This is a genomic window from Paenibacillus sp. VCA1, from assembly GCF_031583795.1.
In the GTDB taxonomy this organism is placed as follows: domain Bacteria; phylum Bacillota; class Bacilli; order Paenibacillales; family Paenibacillaceae; genus Paenibacillus_AQ; species Paenibacillus_AQ albilobatus.
In genome coordinates, this window is the sequence record NZ_JAVLSX010000015.1 from 59,372 (window position 1) to 75,305 (window position 15,934).

The 15,934-nt window shown below is 51.3% G+C and carries 11 protein-coding genes; 9 read left to right on the plus strand and 2 right to left on the minus strand.

Annotation, left to right across the window (positions count from 1 at the left end):
• Window positions 1-20 precede the first annotated feature (20 nt).
• From RJP21_RS26580 to RJP21_RS26605, 6 genes are all read left to right on the plus strand, one after another.
• On the plus strand, window positions 21-1,319 hold the full coding sequence (locus tag RJP21_RS26580; protein WP_310861964.1) for an ABC transporter substrate-binding protein: 1,299 nt from the start codon (window positions 21-23) through the stop codon (window positions 1,317-1,319).
• A gap of 226 nt (window positions 1,320-1,545) precedes the next feature.
• Window positions 1,546-3,345, plus strand: a complete 1,800-nt coding sequence (locus RJP21_RS26585; protein WP_236575779.1) for a cache domain-containing sensor histidine kinase — start codon at window positions 1,546-1,548, stop codon at window positions 3,343-3,345.
• Window positions 3,346-3,361: 16 nt separating this feature from the next.
• Window positions 3,362-4,690 (plus strand): response regulator, encoded by a 1,329-nt coding sequence (locus RJP21_RS26590; RefSeq protein ID WP_310861965.1) that lies wholly within the window; start codon window positions 3,362-3,364, stop codon window positions 4,688-4,690.
• A 169-nt stretch (window positions 4,691-4,859) separates the two neighbouring features.
• Window positions 4,860-5,720: a carbohydrate ABC transporter permease gene (locus RJP21_RS26595; RefSeq protein ID WP_397386290.1), complete on the plus strand. Its 861-nt coding sequence runs from the start codon at window positions 4,860-4,862 to the stop codon at window positions 5,718-5,720.
• Window positions 5,717-6,592, plus strand: a complete 876-nt coding sequence (locus tag RJP21_RS26600) for a carbohydrate ABC transporter permease (RefSeq protein WP_310861967.1) — start codon at window positions 5,717-5,719, stop codon at window positions 6,590-6,592. Before RJP21_RS26595 ends, RJP21_RS26600 begins: the two co-directional genes overlap by 4 nt.
• A 123-nt stretch (window positions 6,593-6,715) precedes the next feature.
• Window positions 6,716-8,167, plus strand: a complete 1,452-nt coding sequence (locus RJP21_RS26605; RefSeq protein ID WP_310861968.1) for an ABC transporter substrate-binding protein — start codon at window positions 6,716-6,718, stop codon at window positions 8,165-8,167.
• Between the two features lie 115 nt (window positions 8,168-8,282).
• On the opposite strand, the gene RJP21_RS26610 is transcribed toward RJP21_RS26605, so the two are convergent.
• Both RJP21_RS26610 and ahlS read right to left on the minus strand, forming a co-directional pair.
• On the minus strand, window positions 8,283-11,180 hold the full coding sequence (locus RJP21_RS26610) for a carbohydrate-binding protein (RefSeq protein WP_310861969.1): 2,898 nt from the start codon (window positions 11,178-11,180) through the stop codon (window positions 8,283-8,285).
• A 316-nt stretch (window positions 11,181-11,496) separates the two neighbouring features.
• Window positions 11,497-12,345, minus strand: a complete 849-nt coding sequence (gene ahlS / locus RJP21_RS26615; protein ID WP_310861970.1) for an AhlS family quorum-quenching N-acyl homoserine lactonase — start codon at window positions 12,343-12,345, stop codon at window positions 11,497-11,499.
• A 230-nt stretch (window positions 12,346-12,575) separates the two neighbouring features.
• Here ahlS and RJP21_RS26620 point away from each other — a divergent pair, with 230 nt between their 5' ends.
• The 3 genes from RJP21_RS26620 to RJP21_RS26630 all read left to right on the plus strand — a co-directional run bounded on the left by RJP21_RS26620 (window position 12,576) and on the right by RJP21_RS26630 (window position 15,735).
• Window positions 12,576-12,965 (plus strand): winged helix-turn-helix transcriptional regulator, encoded by a 390-nt coding sequence (locus tag RJP21_RS26620; protein WP_310861971.1) that lies wholly within the window; start codon window positions 12,576-12,578, stop codon window positions 12,963-12,965.
• A 54-nt stretch (window positions 12,966-13,019) separates the two neighbouring features.
• Window positions 13,020-14,546: a cardiolipin synthase gene (locus RJP21_RS26625; RefSeq protein WP_310861972.1), complete on the plus strand. Its 1,527-nt coding sequence runs from the start codon at window positions 13,020-13,022 to the stop codon at window positions 14,544-14,546.
• A 223-nt stretch (window positions 14,547-14,769) separates the two neighbouring features.
• Window positions 14,770-15,735: an iron-hydroxamate ABC transporter substrate-binding protein gene (locus tag RJP21_RS26630; protein ID WP_310861973.1), complete on the plus strand. Its 966-nt coding sequence runs from the start codon at window positions 14,770-14,772 to the stop codon at window positions 15,733-15,735.
• Window positions 15,736-15,934: the final 199 nt, after the last annotated feature.

Below are 15,934 nucleotides of genomic sequence, written 5' to 3' on the forward strand. Positions count from 1 at the left end.
GCTTACGGAGTATATTGAAAATGGTGTGGAAAAGGGGGAAAGCGGCTTTGGGAATCAGGGGCTCGATTGTGCCGATGGTCATGCTGTGTGCGCTTCTGCTGTCAGGCTGCGCATCTGCTTCCGATGGCCAGGCTGATATAAATCGGAATGCGGCGCCGGTGGAAGTGTCATTTTGGAATCCCTTCGGCGGCGGGGAAGGCGAATACGTGGAGCGGATCATCAAGGATTATAACGCTTCGCAAAGCAAGGTGTTCGTGAAGCAGCTGCGGCTCGAATCCAACGAATATTACGTCAGGCTCAGCACCGCGCTTTCGTTAGGCAAGGGACCGGACGTGGCCGTAGCCCATGCGGATCGCTTGTCCCCGTTCATTAAGGCCAAACAGATCATGCCGCTTGACGATTTGGCGGACCGGGCCGGATTCGATTTTAACGGGATCGAGGAAACGAACCGCCAGAGCGTAAGCTATGATGGGAAACGCTTTGCCGTGCCGCTGGATACTCATTTTCATATGCTTTATTACAATAAAGATATTTTAGCCGAAGCCGGATTGTTGGATCAGGACGGCACGCCTTTGCTGGGCGAAGCCACGCCGGAGGGCTTTATGAGATTTTTGGAACAGATTAAGGAGCGGGTTCCCGGCGTGCAGCCGATGGCGGTCAATACGCCCTATTTCCAGGAGTCGTTTCTGGATATGTATTATGAAGCGGGCGGGGAACTGCTGCGCCCCGATTTGAGCAAAGCAGCTATACATAACGAAAAAGCGGTACGTGTCCTGACTTTTTACCGGCAATTATTCGACAGGCAGCTAAGCGATTTGAATGATCAGACGCCCTGGGATTCTTTTGATCTTGGACGGGCGGGTTTGTGGTTTGGAGGCATATGGGAAGCGGGACACCATCTGGGCAACCCTTCATTGCATGTCGGAATCATGCCGCTGCCCCCGATCTTTGGCAGCAGCGTCCATTGGGGAAGCTCGCATACCTTGATCATACCGGCGTACGTCACGGAGCAGAAGCAACGTGCAGCTATGGACTTCATCAAGTATTTTTCGGAGGTTGGCGGAGCGATCTGGGGCCAGGCGGGACATGTACCCGCAAACCAAGCCATCGTGCAAAGCGCGGCCTATCAGGCGCTTCCTTACCGCAAGCTGTTCGTCGTATCGCGGGATCACGTGAAATTTGCGCCCAAAACGGATAAATACGCGGCGCTGTACACCACTCTTTCCGAGGATCTGCAGAACATCGTGCAAAACGGCATCGACCCCGGAAAAGGGCTGGCCGAACTCGAGAAAAAGCTGAATCTCATTTTGGCGAATTAATCATCAAGCTCTACCTGTTCGTAAAAGTGGCCGCACGGCCGCTTTTATTCTTTGGGGATGAACGCTGTTGGTTGCTGCCAAGCAAAATCGTCAATCATGGCCTGCGCCGGAGCCGCATTTTCCGTCCCGTGCCGTGAATGTTGAAATGCTCATGATATTCGTAGAAATGCACATGCTGGCCCCATTTTGGAACTGCTATATTGAAAGAAGCCGGAGGTGTTGGCCGATGAAGCTGCAGAACCCGTTAACGAAAATGAACGTCAAGCAGCAGATGATTTTGCTGTTTCTAGTGCTTGTGATTCCGCTTTTCATCCTGAACAGCTACGGCAACGGCAAGGCAGGACAAGTTTTGAAGCGGCATGTCACCAACGCGTACATAGAACTGAACAAACAAAACTTCAAGCTGATCAGCAGGGATATCGAAACGATCAACAAAGTGACGTCCACCGTTTTGCAAAATTCCATGATCCAGCAGCTCAGCATGGCAGGCGACGAGGCGATCCTTGCCAGGGTGAAAAATTACGAAAAAATCGGAACGATGCTCAACACCTATTCACAGGAGACCGACGAGCGGGAGCCGTTGTATTATTCGCTTTACGTGTACGATCCGGACAACGCTTATTTTTTTGCCCCGTATTACCCGGAGTCGAAAAAGTCGGGCGTATATTTTTTCTCGAACGAGAAGGAAAAGCCGGAATGGTTCGATGAAGCCGTCTCCCGCAAGGGGAACGGTTATTTGAGGCTGACGGACCATCTCTCGCCGCCCGCCAAGGGGCAGAAAGATCAGGAAACGCTAATGTATGTGCGGGCGATCAACAACATCTACAAAGGCGGAACGATTGGCGTGCTCGCGGTAACGAACGTGGATGCCCGCATCGGCGAATCCTTGAAAACGGTGTCGCTCCCGGAGGGCGAGATCTATTTTACGGATTGGAAAAACCATATTTTGACGTCGACGGAAAACGGGAAAACGGGCGTGCTTGATCTTCCGCCGGAGCTCGATCCCGGCAATTCCGCCATCGGCGTCAAAGACGTGATTACAAAGGATTTTATTTATGTGGCGGATTACAATTACGTGCTGCAGCAGAAGCTGATCTACAAAGTGCCCGTCAAAGCGCTGCTTCAGCAGCAAAACGAGATCAAGCGCGTCATTTTGCTGATTTCGATCGCGTATTTTATCGTCGGTCTGATCATTATTTTGTATTTCTGGCGATCGCTGATGACGCCGCTGCAAAAACTGGTGTTTTTCGTCCGCAGGTACGAACCCGGCCATATCGTGCCGCAAACCCCGCTGCGGAAACGAAACGACGAGGTCAGCGTGCTGATCTCGACGATCTACGACATGGCACGAAGACTGAACGATCTCATTCATTATCAATACACGATGGACCTGAAGCAGAAGGAAGCGCAGCTTTCGCTTCTATATCAGCAGATCAATCCGCATTTGCTGTACAATACGCTGGAAAGCATTTATTGGAAAAGCACGATGGAAGGGAATACGACTTCCGCCGAAATGATCAAGGACCTGTCCAAGCTGATGAAAATCAGCCTGAGCCGCGGACGCGAGCTGATTACGCTGGAGGAGGAGCTGGAGCATGCCACGGCTTACATCAAGCTGCAGCAGAACCGTTACGATTACGTCTTCCGCGTGAAAATAGACGTGCCGGAGCATTTGTATTCGGTCAACATTCCGAAAATCACGCTCCAGCCCTTGATCGAAAACGCAATCATTCATGGCATTAAAAATATGGGCGAGGATGGAGAAATCCGCATTGTGGCCGAAGAGAATCAAGGCGTATTGCACATCCGCATCTCGGATAACGGCTTCAAGCCCGTGGATTACGAAGCAATCCGCAAGGTGCTTAGCGACGAATCGCCGAATCCGGCGAAAGGATACGGCATCCGCAATATCCATCAGCGCCTGCAGCTGCATTTCGGACCCGCCTACGGACTGGCTTACGAGGCACGGGATGGCGGAGGCACGACGGTAACGGTATCGCTGCTGATTACGCGCCGGGACGATTAAAGGAGGAACAAAAGGAATGTACAACATTTTAGTCGTTGATGACGAACCCCTTATTTGCAAAGGGCTCGCCGGGCTTTTAAACGCATCGGGCCTCGGCATCGGCAAAATCATGACGGCGGAGAGCGGAGAAGAAGCGCTGGACTACATCCGCATGGAGGAAATCGACCTGCTCATCACGGATATCCAAATGGGGGAGATGAGCGGCATCGAGCTGATGCATCAGGCCAAAATCGTCAAGCCATGGGTGCAGACGATCATCATATCGGCGCACGAGACGTTTCAATACGCGCAGATGGCCATCCGCCTGGGCGCCCGCGATTATTTGATCAAACCGCTGAACAGCGATCAGTTTCTCGACTCGGTGCGCAGCGTGCTGCTCAAGATGGATAAGCCGCTGCCGCGCACGGAAGAGGCGCTTGCGGGCGGTCACGGGGATTTTCGCATGGAGGAGCCGCTGCCGGAATCCGTCGATTCGCTGAACCGTTTGCTGGAGGAACCGGTCGACCATCCCGATGAACCGCATCGGGAGCAGTCTTTTTACGAAAGCATCGGCATTGCGGGACCTTATTTCGCCGTTATCAAGGTAAGGCTTGCTCTAGCGAGGGCTGCCGGAGAAATGGCCTTCCCCGAAAAGGATATTCCGCTCATGCAATATGCTTCGCTTAACATCATCAAGGAGCTCCTGGATCACGAGCTGAACGCCCAGGTGTTTTATGCGACCGATCGCAGCATCAACATCCTGGCGCAGTGGAGCGAGGAGGCGTATGCAGAGCAAACGAACCGGATCAATCAGCTGGAGATGATCGGCCGAAGCATGCATCACCATATCGGCAAGTATTTGAAAATCGGCTGCACGGTCGGCATCAGCCAGATCCTGAAAGGGCTGCAGTTCGTTAACGTGCTCAGCCGTCAGGCCGACAAGGCGATGTTGTGGGCGCGCGAGCACGGCGATTACCATGTTTTTTATTACGGCGATTTCAGCTGGCATAACTACGCCCGCGACCCGAACGCCGATGAGCTGTCCAGCCAGAGCAACCGCATCGTGGAGCAGGCCAAGGCCTACATCGAGGAAAACTACAGCCAAAAAGGGCTCACGATTCAAGAGGTTGCGAGGCGCAACCATGTCAGTCCGAATTATTTGAGCTACCTGTTCAAGAAAATAACCGGCTTCAACCTGTGGGAATATGTAGTCAAGCTGCGGATGGAAGAAAGCCGGAATCTGCTGCTGCATACCGATCTGCGCCGCTACGAAATCGCCGACCGGGTCGGCTACGAATCTCCGGAGCACTTCAGCAAAATTTTCAAAAAATACTATGGCGTCAGCCCGAGCGACCTGAAAAAATAGAGGCCGTAAGATCGGCCATAATTCACATAGAACTAGACATGTTACCGGGCTTCCCCCTTTCCTACAATGAAATAAGTTAGAAATCAACAAGGAATGAGGGAGAACAATGGGGGAGCCAGGAGCAGTGCTGCAGCCGGCGCTCAAGAACAAATCGCCCAAAAGAAGAGGGATGTTTAAAAAGCACTTTTGGGGATACATGTTTCTGCTGCCGGCTGTCGTGATTTTCATTTTGTTTTTATGGGTGCCGATTGCCAAGGGCGCCTTATACAGCTTTTTCGAGATCGATTTCGTGAAGGGGAACACCTTTGTCGGCTTGGACAACTATATCCGGGTGTTTCATGATCCCGACGTGTGGACGGCGGTCAAAAATACGCTGTATTACATGCTGCTGACGGTCATCATCGGCTTTTGGGTGCCGATCGTCGCTTCCATCGCGATTTCGGAGCTGCGCAGATTCCAAGGGTTCGCGCGCATCGCCGCGTATTTGCCGTTCGTCGTCCCCGGTGTAGTACTGTACGGCATGTGGAGATGGATGTACGATCCGGTCGGTCCGATCAACGGGCTTTTGAGCTCGTTTGGCGTCGATCCGGTGTCGTTCATTTCGGACAGCCGCTGGTCGATGATCGCAATCGTTTTTATGGAAACCTGGCAGCAGTTCGGTTCGGCGATGCTGATTTACCTGGCCGGCGTGCTCAGCATTCCGCGGGATTGGTATGAGGCGGCCGAGATCGACGGGGCGGGGGTGTGGAACCGCATCCGTTATATTACGCTTCCATCTTTGCGCAGCCTGATCATCCTGATGTTTATTTTGCAGGTCATCGGCACGTCGCAGGCATACCAGTCACAGCTCGCCCTGCTGGACGGCGGACCGAACAACGCGACCTTGACGTACGCGCTTCTCATCGTCAAATACGCCTTCACGCGGCTGGATTACGGTACGGCCACGGCGCTCGGCATGCTGATGTTCATCGTGCTCAGCTTTGTAGGACTGCTTCAATATAAGCTGAACAAGGAGGAGTATGAAAGATGAGCAAGCATCTAGAACGCGGTATCCTGTCGGACTCCGATTTGAAAAAGCCATGGAACCGGGTCGTGTACGGCATCATGATTTTATGCATCCTCGTCATGATCGTCACCATGTTGTACCCGATTTTGATGACGATGTTTAACGGTCTGAAAACGAATCAGGAAGTCAACACGTTTCCGCCGCATTTTTTTCCGGAGACGTGGAACTGGAGCAACTTTAAAGAGGGCTGGGAATACATCGACCTGCCGATGTTCCTGAAGAACACGCTGCTGGTATTCGTCGGCAACCTGTTCATGACGATTTTTGTGCTTGGCCTCGCATCCTTCAGCATTTCGCGTTTGAAGGTGCCGTATCACCGGGCGATCTACTTCTTTATTTTGATGACTTTGTTTATCCCGGCTTCGAGCTACATGATTCCGAACTTCGTCAACCTGAAGGACCTCGGGCTGCTCAACACCTTCTGGGCGTTCTGGCTTCCGGCGGGAGCGAGCGCGTATTACTTTTTGCTGATGAAAAATTTTTTCGACGGCATCCATCCGGAAATCTTCGAAGCGGCACGCATCGACGGAGCCTCCGAGATCAACAGCTACATCCGCATCGCGGTGCCGCTGTCGGTGCCGATTTTCGCGACGCTGGCCATCTTTATCTTTTCGGGCGCCTGGAACGACTGGTTCTGGCCATCCCTGGTTCTGCACAGCGAAGAGAAATACACCTTGGCGACAGCGATCTACAAATATGTCATCAGCGCGCGCAGCATGGACAACAACATCAAATTCACGATTCTGTTCATGGTCATGGTGCCCCCGATCCTCGTCTTCCTGGTGTTCCAGCGTTTCATTATGCGGAGCGTCAGCCTTTCTGCGGTGAAAGGATAGTCGATTCATGGCAACATCGTAGGCTTGCACACGAAGGGCATATGATTGCACATCGTTCCATGGGATCATCTCTTTTATGATGAAAGAGCAAGAATAAATTTTGAAACGAAAAGGGGAGTTTCGATGCGTAAGTTCTCAATGCTGCTGCTCAGCCTGATGCTGTCGGCGGCCATGCTCGCTGCGTGCAGCGGCAATAAAACGGCGGAGGAAAACAAAACCGGAACCGATTCCCAAGGCACCACGGGCGGAACGGGAAGCAAAACCGAAGAACCGGCCAAAACGGACGACATCTCACAGAAAAAGATCACGATCAAAATCCATTATCCGCTGCCGGACCAAAAGGAAGCCAGAGCACAGGAAGACGATAAGATCAAACGTTTTACGGAAAAATATCCGAACGTGACGATCGTCAAGGACGACTGGCAGTACAGCGTCAACGAAATCGGCATCAAAATGGCTTCGAACGAAGCGCCGACGTTCTACAACACCTTCGCGACGGAAGCCCAAATGCTCATCGAGCACGGTTGGGTTGCCGACATCAGCGACCTCTACAACAGCTGGGAATACAAGGACGAGATGAACCCGCTCTTGCAAAACCAGTTTATCGTCGACGGCAAAGTGTACGGCATCACGCAAAACGGTTACGTCACGTCCACAGTGATCAACAAAGCGCTGCTGGATGCCAAGCAGGTTCCGCTGCCGGACATGGATTGGTCGTGGGATGACATGTACAACGTCGCCAAAGGCGCCGCGGATGCGAAAAAGGGCATATCCGGCATCGCTCCGATGGGCAAAGGAAACGAATCCGGCTGGAACTGGACGAACTTCCTGTTTGAAGCAGGCGGCGAAATCCAGAAAAACGAAGACGGAAAATATACGGCGACCTTCAACTCCGATGCCGGCGTCAAAGCGCTCGACTTTTATAAAAAGCTGAGATGGGAAGCGAACGCGATCCCTCAGGATTGGGCGCTCGGATGGAGCGACGCGATTAACGCGTTCCAACAGGGACGGACGGCCATGGTCATTGCCGGCGCATCCGATATTATCGATTCCGCTTTGAACCAAGGCGGCCTGAAGCCGGAAAACGTGATCGCCTACCCGATGCCGGCAGCGGAAAAAGGCGGCAAACATATCGGTATTCTCGGCGGCAACTATTTGGTCATCAATCCGAACGCAACGAAAGAAGAGCAGGAAATGGCTTTCCGTTACATCACGTTCGATTACTTCACGGATAAGGGCTTGGAAGCTCTCGATGCCAACATTCAGGAGCGCAAGGGCAAAAACAAATATTACGTGCCTGCTCCGCTGAACTACTTCAGCGATAATTCGGAATACGCGAAAAAAATCAATGCCATCTATGATAAATACGACAATGTATACCGTTACGACGAGAAAATGCTGAGCCTGATCGACGGCAAGCCGGAAGCACAGTACGGAACGCAGGATTTTTACGGTGCCATGTCCAATGTCGTACAGGAGTCCTTCTCGAAAAAAGGGACGGATTCCAAAACGCAGCTGGACGCAACGGCCAAACTGGTGCAAACGAAGTTTTTTGACAAAATCAAAGCGCAATAACGATAGGGTGAATGAAGAAAAGAGGTTCCACGGGTCGCGTTTGACCCGGCGGAACCTCTTTTGCTTAAAAAATATCAGGGGTTAAAACTGAATTGTCCATCATCCGTTCGTTTGATCACCAGTTGTTTCCGGACACTCTGATCACCTTAAAATTCGGGCTTTTGTCTTCGCCGTATATGGCCTTGATTCCGGGGTTGTTCACTTTAACATTGGTAAAGCTCGCAGAACCGATCACGGGTCCTTGCCCATCCTCAGCCTTGGCTACAAGCTTGATGCCGTAGCGGGTCGGATCATTGATATTGATGTTCTCTAGACGAACATTCGTCATCGGAAGATTTTCAGGAGATTTGGATTGGAACATGAGCCCAAAGTACACCGGATTGTTGATATCGACGTTTTTCACCAGTACATTTTTGAAGCTGCGGTCACCGCCGAAAAACCAAATGGCTCCGAAGTTCTGATAATCGTTGATTTTATCGTCGGCTCCGACGCTGGTCCAGAAATCCCCGCCGGTGCGGTCTAACGTGACGCCGTCAAAAACGGTGTCCTTATCGCCAAAACCTAACGTGTTATATCCGAAGCTTAAGCTGCTGATCGTTACGCCAGGGTAGGTTAATGTATCCGCACCGTATAAATTCTGGAACACGTTGTCCTGACCGCCATAGACGGCAAAAGCGGCTGCGCGTCTGACGTTGGTCGCGGTAAGGTTGGTGTATTTGTTGCCCACATTGTAAGATCCGCCCGCATCGATGGCGCTGAATAACGCAAACGAATCGTCGCCAGTTCCGCGGGCATAGTTGTTGTCGATCACGTTGTAGGACGAACCGTTGGTCATGTTGATCCCGTCCGCAAACATGTTCTTGATCCGGTTGTTTTTGAATGTATTATAGGAAGAGTTTACTCCCCAATAAAGGCAGACAAAGTGTTCGGCCCAGACGTTATCGATAGTTACGTTCCGCATGCCGTTCCCGTCAATGAATTTTCCGGGGCCGTCCTGCCTGTATACATAATTGCCCCAAGCGGATAGGTTCTTGATGGTCGAACCGTTTGCTTCAGATCCGATATTAAATCCGACATCGGTGTTCGTTTGGTTTTGGGGAGCCATCAGTTTTGTGTGCCATGGTCCGGCGCCGATAATTTCGGTAGCCCGGCCGTACAAATAGATTTTGGAGGGAATCGTCCATTCGCCGGCAGGAATAAAGATGCCTTTCTTCGTTGGATCCTGCCTGAACTCGGCCAGGGCTTGCTCGATCGATTTGGTGCCAGACACTTGTACGTATTTGTTTGGATCCGGGTTTGAAGCCGCCGGCGCGACATTTTCCGTTTCGATCATGTCCACATAAATCCAAGGAACGTCGCCCGCGTCTTTTTGGATTTTAATCTTGGTTCCTTTCGGATAAACTTGATCGAGCATTAACTGGGAATCCTCGTACAGCCAATAAGCTTTGGAACCCGAGTTGTCGTATCCCAGCCGTCCGAGAGTGGAAGGCGTGGCGTACACGTACGAGTACTTGGATGTAACGGTAAAGTTGCCTTTATCCACGCCGTCTACATAAACGCTGATCGTTCCGGTGGTGTTCTCCGCCACCGCGTTGCGAAGCACAAAGGCGTTGGCCGGCGAGGTAAGGGTAAACTCTACATATTCTCCGTTGGCGTCCAGATAAACGGCTGACCGTCCGGAAGCTTCGCCCGCAAAATCGCCCGGCGTAAAGTTGGGAGCCAATTTCGTCCCGTTCGTCTTGTTGGAGGAAGACTCGGCTTCAAGGATGGTGAAAGGCATGTTGGCGCCTCGGCCGGTGTGGTTGTCTCCCGAACCGAACCTGGTTACGGTATTGCTTGGCGCGGAGGAATTGCCTGCGGCGTCTTTGGCGATGACGTAATAGGACACGGTTGCGTTCGAAGGCTGATTGTCCGTAAACGTTAGCGTCGATCCGTTTACGCTGCCGCGGAGCTGGCCGTTTGCGTAGATATCGTATCCTGCGACGCCTGCATTATCGGTTGCCGCATTCCAGGTGAGCTTGATCGTATCCGGAGTCGGCTGCGTGAAGGCTAAATTTGTCGGTGCGGTAGGAGGTTCATGGTCTCCGTTGTCCTGCACGAACCGGATCCAATTGATATTAAAGTCATAGCCGCTGGCATAGATGCGAAGCGTTTGCGGCCCTGCGTTTAACGTTACGTATGCGATGACGGTTTGCCAATTTTGCCATCCGCCGGTGTTTGGCACCTTCGTGGTGGCAAGCGTTGCCGGGCCGGATTGAAGCTGAAGTTCGCCGGTGGAGGCATTGCTGGCCACACGGTACTCGACGGCGTACGTGCCGGCGTTCTGCACGTTGACGTCGTAATCCAGCCAGTCGCCAACATGAATCCACCCTACGTTAAGGCCGCCGCCGGTATCCGTCGTCGGTTCGGTTTGGATGCCGTTCATGGCGCTATAGTTTTCGGCCTCAATTTTGCCCGGGATCGATACGGGTCCGGTTCCGCCGTCGGAAGTGCCGTAAATCTCGATTTCCGAAAACTGCGCGGCCGGCCAGCCCGTATTGGCCGTGACGTTGATCCGGACGTAACGCGCGTTTACGGTGGGGAAGTCAATCGCCACCGTGTTCGAGGTATTCGGATCGAACGTGTAACCGGCGGCTCCTTTGATGCTTGAGAAATTGGTGCCGTCCATGCTTCCTTGAATGGACAGGGTTTGAGACCGGCTCTCCCATCCGGGCGGAAGCTTCAGCACAGCCTGGTTGATCGCGGATTCTTTGCCGAGGTCGACCTGAATCCATTGCGGGAAGGCATTGTTGATGCTTTCCCAATAGGTGCCCTGATTACCGTCCGTTACGTTGGACGCAACATAAACGTCGGCGTGGCCGGATGCCGTCGCAGGTTTGCCTGCCGCCAAATTTTGGACAGCGGCTGCCTGAACAGGGCCGGGGAATCCCGCCGAACTAAGGAACATGACCAATATCATGGTTAGGATACAAACGGAGGCCAAGATTCGTTTTTTGCTTCTCACGTTTTTCATTCTCCCTTTTAGATACTGTTTTTTGACTTACACTTCGTCCTTGTCATGCAAATTTGATGCGGCGTCCCTCTTAGACTGTATTTCTTTCTCCTTCAAATGTAAGCGCTAACCAAATATGAGAAACACCTCCTTAATTGTTATTGAATTTCATGTGTTGCCTTTTGATCATAAGGCAAGTATTATGCCCGTATGAAGTCGCAATTCTATCGATATTGTGTGCAGTATTATGAAATGAACCCGAAGTTTGGACAAAATGAAGAAAACCGCCAAATTGGCGGTTTCCTGCTTTCATGAACATTAACTTGAATGGCTTCCGTTACTCATAGTATCCTTCAGTGGATTTTCTTAATCGGCCGAATTGGTCCGCATCATGCCCGAACCACACTTGGGAATTCGTGCGGGCAGCCAAAGCCCGGATTTTCTCCACCGTGTTCCGGTAGCCGATTGTATCATAAATAATACCAGGAGGCTTAACTGGAGGACCGTAACTCTCCGCAGTATATATGGCATCGGAAGCGAGAATGATCCCGCCCGTTTCCGGCATTTCAATATGGAGGCCTAACATGCCCCAAGCATGGCCGCTTCCAAAATTCAATATTTTGATGCCATCCGCCAGATCCAGATGATCTTCGCCCGGTTTGACCGTTTTCCACTGCAGACCGCTCTTGATCCATGCATCGATGTCTGCCCAAACATAGCCGCCTTCTTTTTCATGACGGGCGTAGGATTGCAGTGTTCCGTTAAATTCATCCTCATGGACGATAATGGTGGCGTTCGTGAACATTTCAAGGCATCCTGCATGGTCCAGATGCAAGTGGGAGGCAACGACGTATTTAATATCCTCCGGTCTTACATGCAGCTGTTCAAGCCGGTTATGCAGGTAGCATTCTTCACTTGCCACCCATGGAGACGAAAGTTGAGTCGATTGGGCCCAGCGTCCTTGAGCGCCCATGGAATTCGGATTGCAGGCTGTATCGAACAATATTTTCCCTTCGGGATGATCGATCAATACTGTATAGATCGGAAATTCGACGAATTGCGCCGGGACGTTCGGATTGTTGATCGTTGCCGGATTATGCATGGAGATTATAGCGTTTTTATCCATGCTCATGCGGCCGTTATCCAACACAAACAGCTTGGGACGCTTTTTAATGATATTCGACATGTTCAATACCTTCCCATTAAAGTATTCCAGTACACGATGACCCCTTTCGGGCTCGCGTCTTCCCGCTTAAAGACGTCCGGATTCGCCGTTCGGCGGTGCCTTTGCCATGGCAGATCTTGCGCAAGCTGCTGCATTGCTGGTATAGACATACCATAATACAAAAATTAGAATGATATAAGTAGGCACTTTAGGGTGTCCTGGATACTTCGGGGTGTATAGGAGGGAAGCCATTGCCATCTTCATCGAAAACAAGAAAATCCGATATTTCGTTATCCAATTGCGGTTATAGCAAAGTTCTGGACATCATCTCCAACAAGTGGACGGCGCTTGTGATTTATGCGATGGAAGACGGAGTGATCCGATATGGAGAAATGCTTCGGAGGGTTGAGGGAATCTCCAAAAAAATGCTGACGCAGACGGTACGCAAACTGGAGCGCGATGGATTGGTCGCGCGGAATATTATACCCACGGTGCCGCCCAGCGTCGAATATTCGCTAACCCCCTTAGGGGAAACGCTTCTTCAGCCGATGAAAGAGCTAAGACAGTGGGGGAGGGGGCATTACCAGGAAGTTGAAGAGGCGAGGGCCAGCTATGACATGGCAAATGCCTCCGATCCCTGAAGGGCGGTCAGCATGCATGAGACAAATCATGGAGAATAGGTGAATGGATTACATATGAAAAATCGCGTCGTACAAATCGTGGCCGTCATCGTCATCGTACTGCTCGGTCTTTTTGTCATGGATCGATCCGTAATACGCTTGTCCACGCTTATCGGCATATTATGGCCGCTGTCCATTATTGGCATCGGCTTCATCATTTTTATGGAGAATCGGTCGCCGCAAAGCACATTGGCATGGTTTCTGATCTTGGCGTTTCTGCCCGCGATCGGGGTTTTGTTATACCTGATTTTTGGACGGAGCCGCTGGAGACGGAAAAAGCATCTTCAACGGGCGGAGGAACAAAGGAAGCTGTTCCGGGAAATTTTGGCGGAAAGGCGTTTGAATGTGACCCTTTCTTCCCTATTAAGCGAGAGATCGGACCGTTTAACGAAGGTGATCCAACGATTCGGCGGCGGTCCTGTGGCGACGGATACGAAAACCAGGCTTTTGACCAACGGCGACGAGACGTTTTCGGAAATCTTGCAAGCCATCCAGCTTGCAAAGCATCATATCCATATACAGTATTATATTTATCGTCCGGACCAGGTCGGGACGGCCGTCCGTGACGCGTTGATCGAAAAAGCGAAAGCCGGCGTCACGGTGCGGTTTCTTTTTGATGGGCTTGGAAGCCACTCGCTTCGGAAACGGTTTTTGCAGCCGATGAAAGATGCCGGCATCGAAGTCGCCGAATTTGATCCCATTTTTTCGCCTTGGCTGCTTGAAACGGTCAATTACCGTAACCACCGCAAAATCGTCGTCGTCGATGGGGTGGTTGGTTTTACGGGCGGGCTAAACGTTGGGGACGAATATCTCGGCCGTTCCAAAAAATTTCCCGTATGGCGCGACAGCCACCTGAAAATCGAAGGAAAGGCGCTATACAAACTGCAGGCCGTTTTCCTCGAAGATTGGCTTTACGCGACAAGCGGCAATACCAATTATTCGTGGGATGCTTATATGAACAGATCCTATTTTCCGAATCAAAGAGCGGAAGCGGACGGTGCGGTTCAAATCGTAGCCAGCGGCCCCAGTTCGGAAGATACGAGCATCCGCAACGCCTTATTGGCCATCATGATATCCGCTAAAAAATCCATTTGGGTCGCTACGCCATATTTCGTACCCGATCAGGAAACGTTGACGCTGCTGCGGTTATCTGCGGCGGCCGGTATCGATGTCCGCATTTTATATCCGGGCAAAAGCGACAGCGTCATCAGCGACCAAGCGTCCCAATCCTATTTTACGCCGCTTCTTAAGGCAGGGGCTTCCATTTATCACTATAAAGACGGGTTTATGCACGCCAAAATCGTGCTGGTCGATGATGAAATCGCCGCGATCGGCACGGCCAACATGGATATCCGCAGCTTTGAGCTGAATTACGAACTTGCGGCGGTAATTTACGAATCGCAAACGGTTTTGGATATCAAACGCGATTTTGAACGGGATTTTGATGATTCCATCCGAGTTACATGGGATTCATTCCGGAAACGGGGCATGCTCAAACGGATCGTGGAATCCCTGATGCGGCTGATTTCCCCGCTGCTGTAAAATGATACAGAAAAAGAAAGATGACGCGGGTCCCCAAAGGGGGGCCGGCGTTTTTTGAGCTGCTTTGGAAGGGACGATCAAACCAAGATTTTTTCGTGTGAAGAAATATGACAGAACATATCCGAGATTGCAAGCGTAAACGATATTCGTTGACAAGACTAGAAAATGTTGATATTGTTTCATATGATAATGATAATCAATATCAATTAGGAGTGGCCTACATATGAAAAAGTTATTTTTGCCATTTATGCTTATGTTGTGTGTGATCTTCATGAGCGCCTGCGGAAACGATTCGTCAAACAGCGAAACTTCGTCCGCAAATGCTAATCCGGGTAAGAACGAGCCGACGTCATCCGCATCCGAGCCTCCTTCCAAGAACGGTACCGTCACGTATCAATCCGAACTCGGTCCGATCGAAGTGCCGGCTGAACCGCAGCGGATCATCGCCCTAACGAACGCGCCGAACGTGCTGTCCCTCGAAGGAACGCTCGTAGGTGTAGACGAGTGGACGTACAAGAACCCGCTTTTCGCCGAAAAGCTGAAAGGAGTAGAGGTGGTATCCGATAGCAGCCTGGAGAGGATCGTCGAGTTAGATCCGGATCTGATTATTACCGATGCCACCAGCAAAAATATCGACAAGCTGAAGAAGATCGCGCCTACCGTCCCCTACACGTGGGGGAAGAGGGATTATTTGGCGCAGCAGATCGAAATCGGGAAGCTGCTGAACAAGGAGCAGGAAGCGAAAGCTTGGGTGGACGACTTTTCGAAACGGGCGAAAGATATCGGCGACGAAATCAAAAAGAAGATCGGCGAAAATGCGACGGTATCGGTTTTCGAAACCGATTCGAAAAATTTCTACGTATTCGGCAACGCCTGGGCACGGGGAACCGAGCTGCTGTATCAGGCGATGGGCATGAACATGCCGGAAAAGGTTAAAGCGGACGCCCTTGGACCCGGATATTACGCGCTTTCCCCGGAAGTCCTCCGCAGCTATGCCGGAGATTATATCGTTCTAAGCAGAAGCACGACGGGAGACAACTCTTTTATGAAGACGGACACATGGAAAAACATCCCGGCGGTCAAAAACAATCACGTGATCGAGATTGACACGGAAGCCTCGTCTTACAGCGATCCGACAACACTCGAACACTTGCTTAAGATCTTTAAGGAAGGTTTCTTGAATAAATAAGCGCTGGACATTTTCAATTTCAGGCGTCCTCAAACGGGTATTGGTGTCCCTGGGGAGGAAGGTTCTGTCAAGCAGACTGTTTTCATAGGAACGAAGAATATCAGCAGGGTCAGGCATAGGATGTGACATGCCATTAATCATTCGAGACAATCTGCACGCAGACCTTAGAACGCATCGAACGATCCTTTGAAAGGGGGAT

Bases quoted from the DNA above. Each gene is read 5' to 3' on its own strand.
- RJP21_RS26580 (WP_310861964.1), top strand. From the start codon at position 21: ATGGTGTGGAAAAGGGGGAAAGCGGCTTTGGGAATCAGGGGCTCGATT.
- RJP21_RS26585 (WP_236575779.1), top strand. From the start codon at position 1,546: ATGAAGCTGCAGAACCCGTTAACGAAAATGAACGTCAAGCAGCAGATG.
- RJP21_RS26590 (WP_310861965.1), top strand. From the start codon at position 3,362: ATGTACAACATTTTAGTCGTTGATGACGAACCCCTTATTTGCAAAGGG.
- RJP21_RS26595 (WP_397386290.1), top strand. From the start codon at position 4,860: ATGTTTAAAAAGCACTTTTGGGGATACATGTTTCTGCTGCCGGCTGTC.
- RJP21_RS26600 (WP_310861967.1), top strand. From the start codon at position 5,717: ATGAGCAAGCATCTAGAACGCGGTATCCTGTCGGACTCCGATTTGAAA.
- RJP21_RS26605 (WP_310861968.1), top strand. From the start codon at position 6,716: ATGCGTAAGTTCTCAATGCTGCTGCTCAGCCTGATGCTGTCGGCGGCC.
- RJP21_RS26610 (WP_310861969.1), bottom strand. From the start codon at position 11,180: ATGAAAAACGTGAGAAGCAAAAAACGAATCTTGGCCTCCGTTTGTATC.
- ahlS (WP_310861970.1), bottom strand. From the start codon at position 12,345: ATGTCGAATATCATTAAAAAGCGTCCCAAGCTGTTTGTGTTGGATAAC.
- RJP21_RS26625 (WP_310861972.1), top strand. From the start codon at position 13,020: ATGAAAAATCGCGTCGTACAAATCGTGGCCGTCATCGTCATCGTACTG.
- RJP21_RS26630 (WP_310861973.1), top strand. From the start codon at position 14,770: ATGAAAAAGTTATTTTTGCCATTTATGCTTATGTTGTGTGTGATCTTC.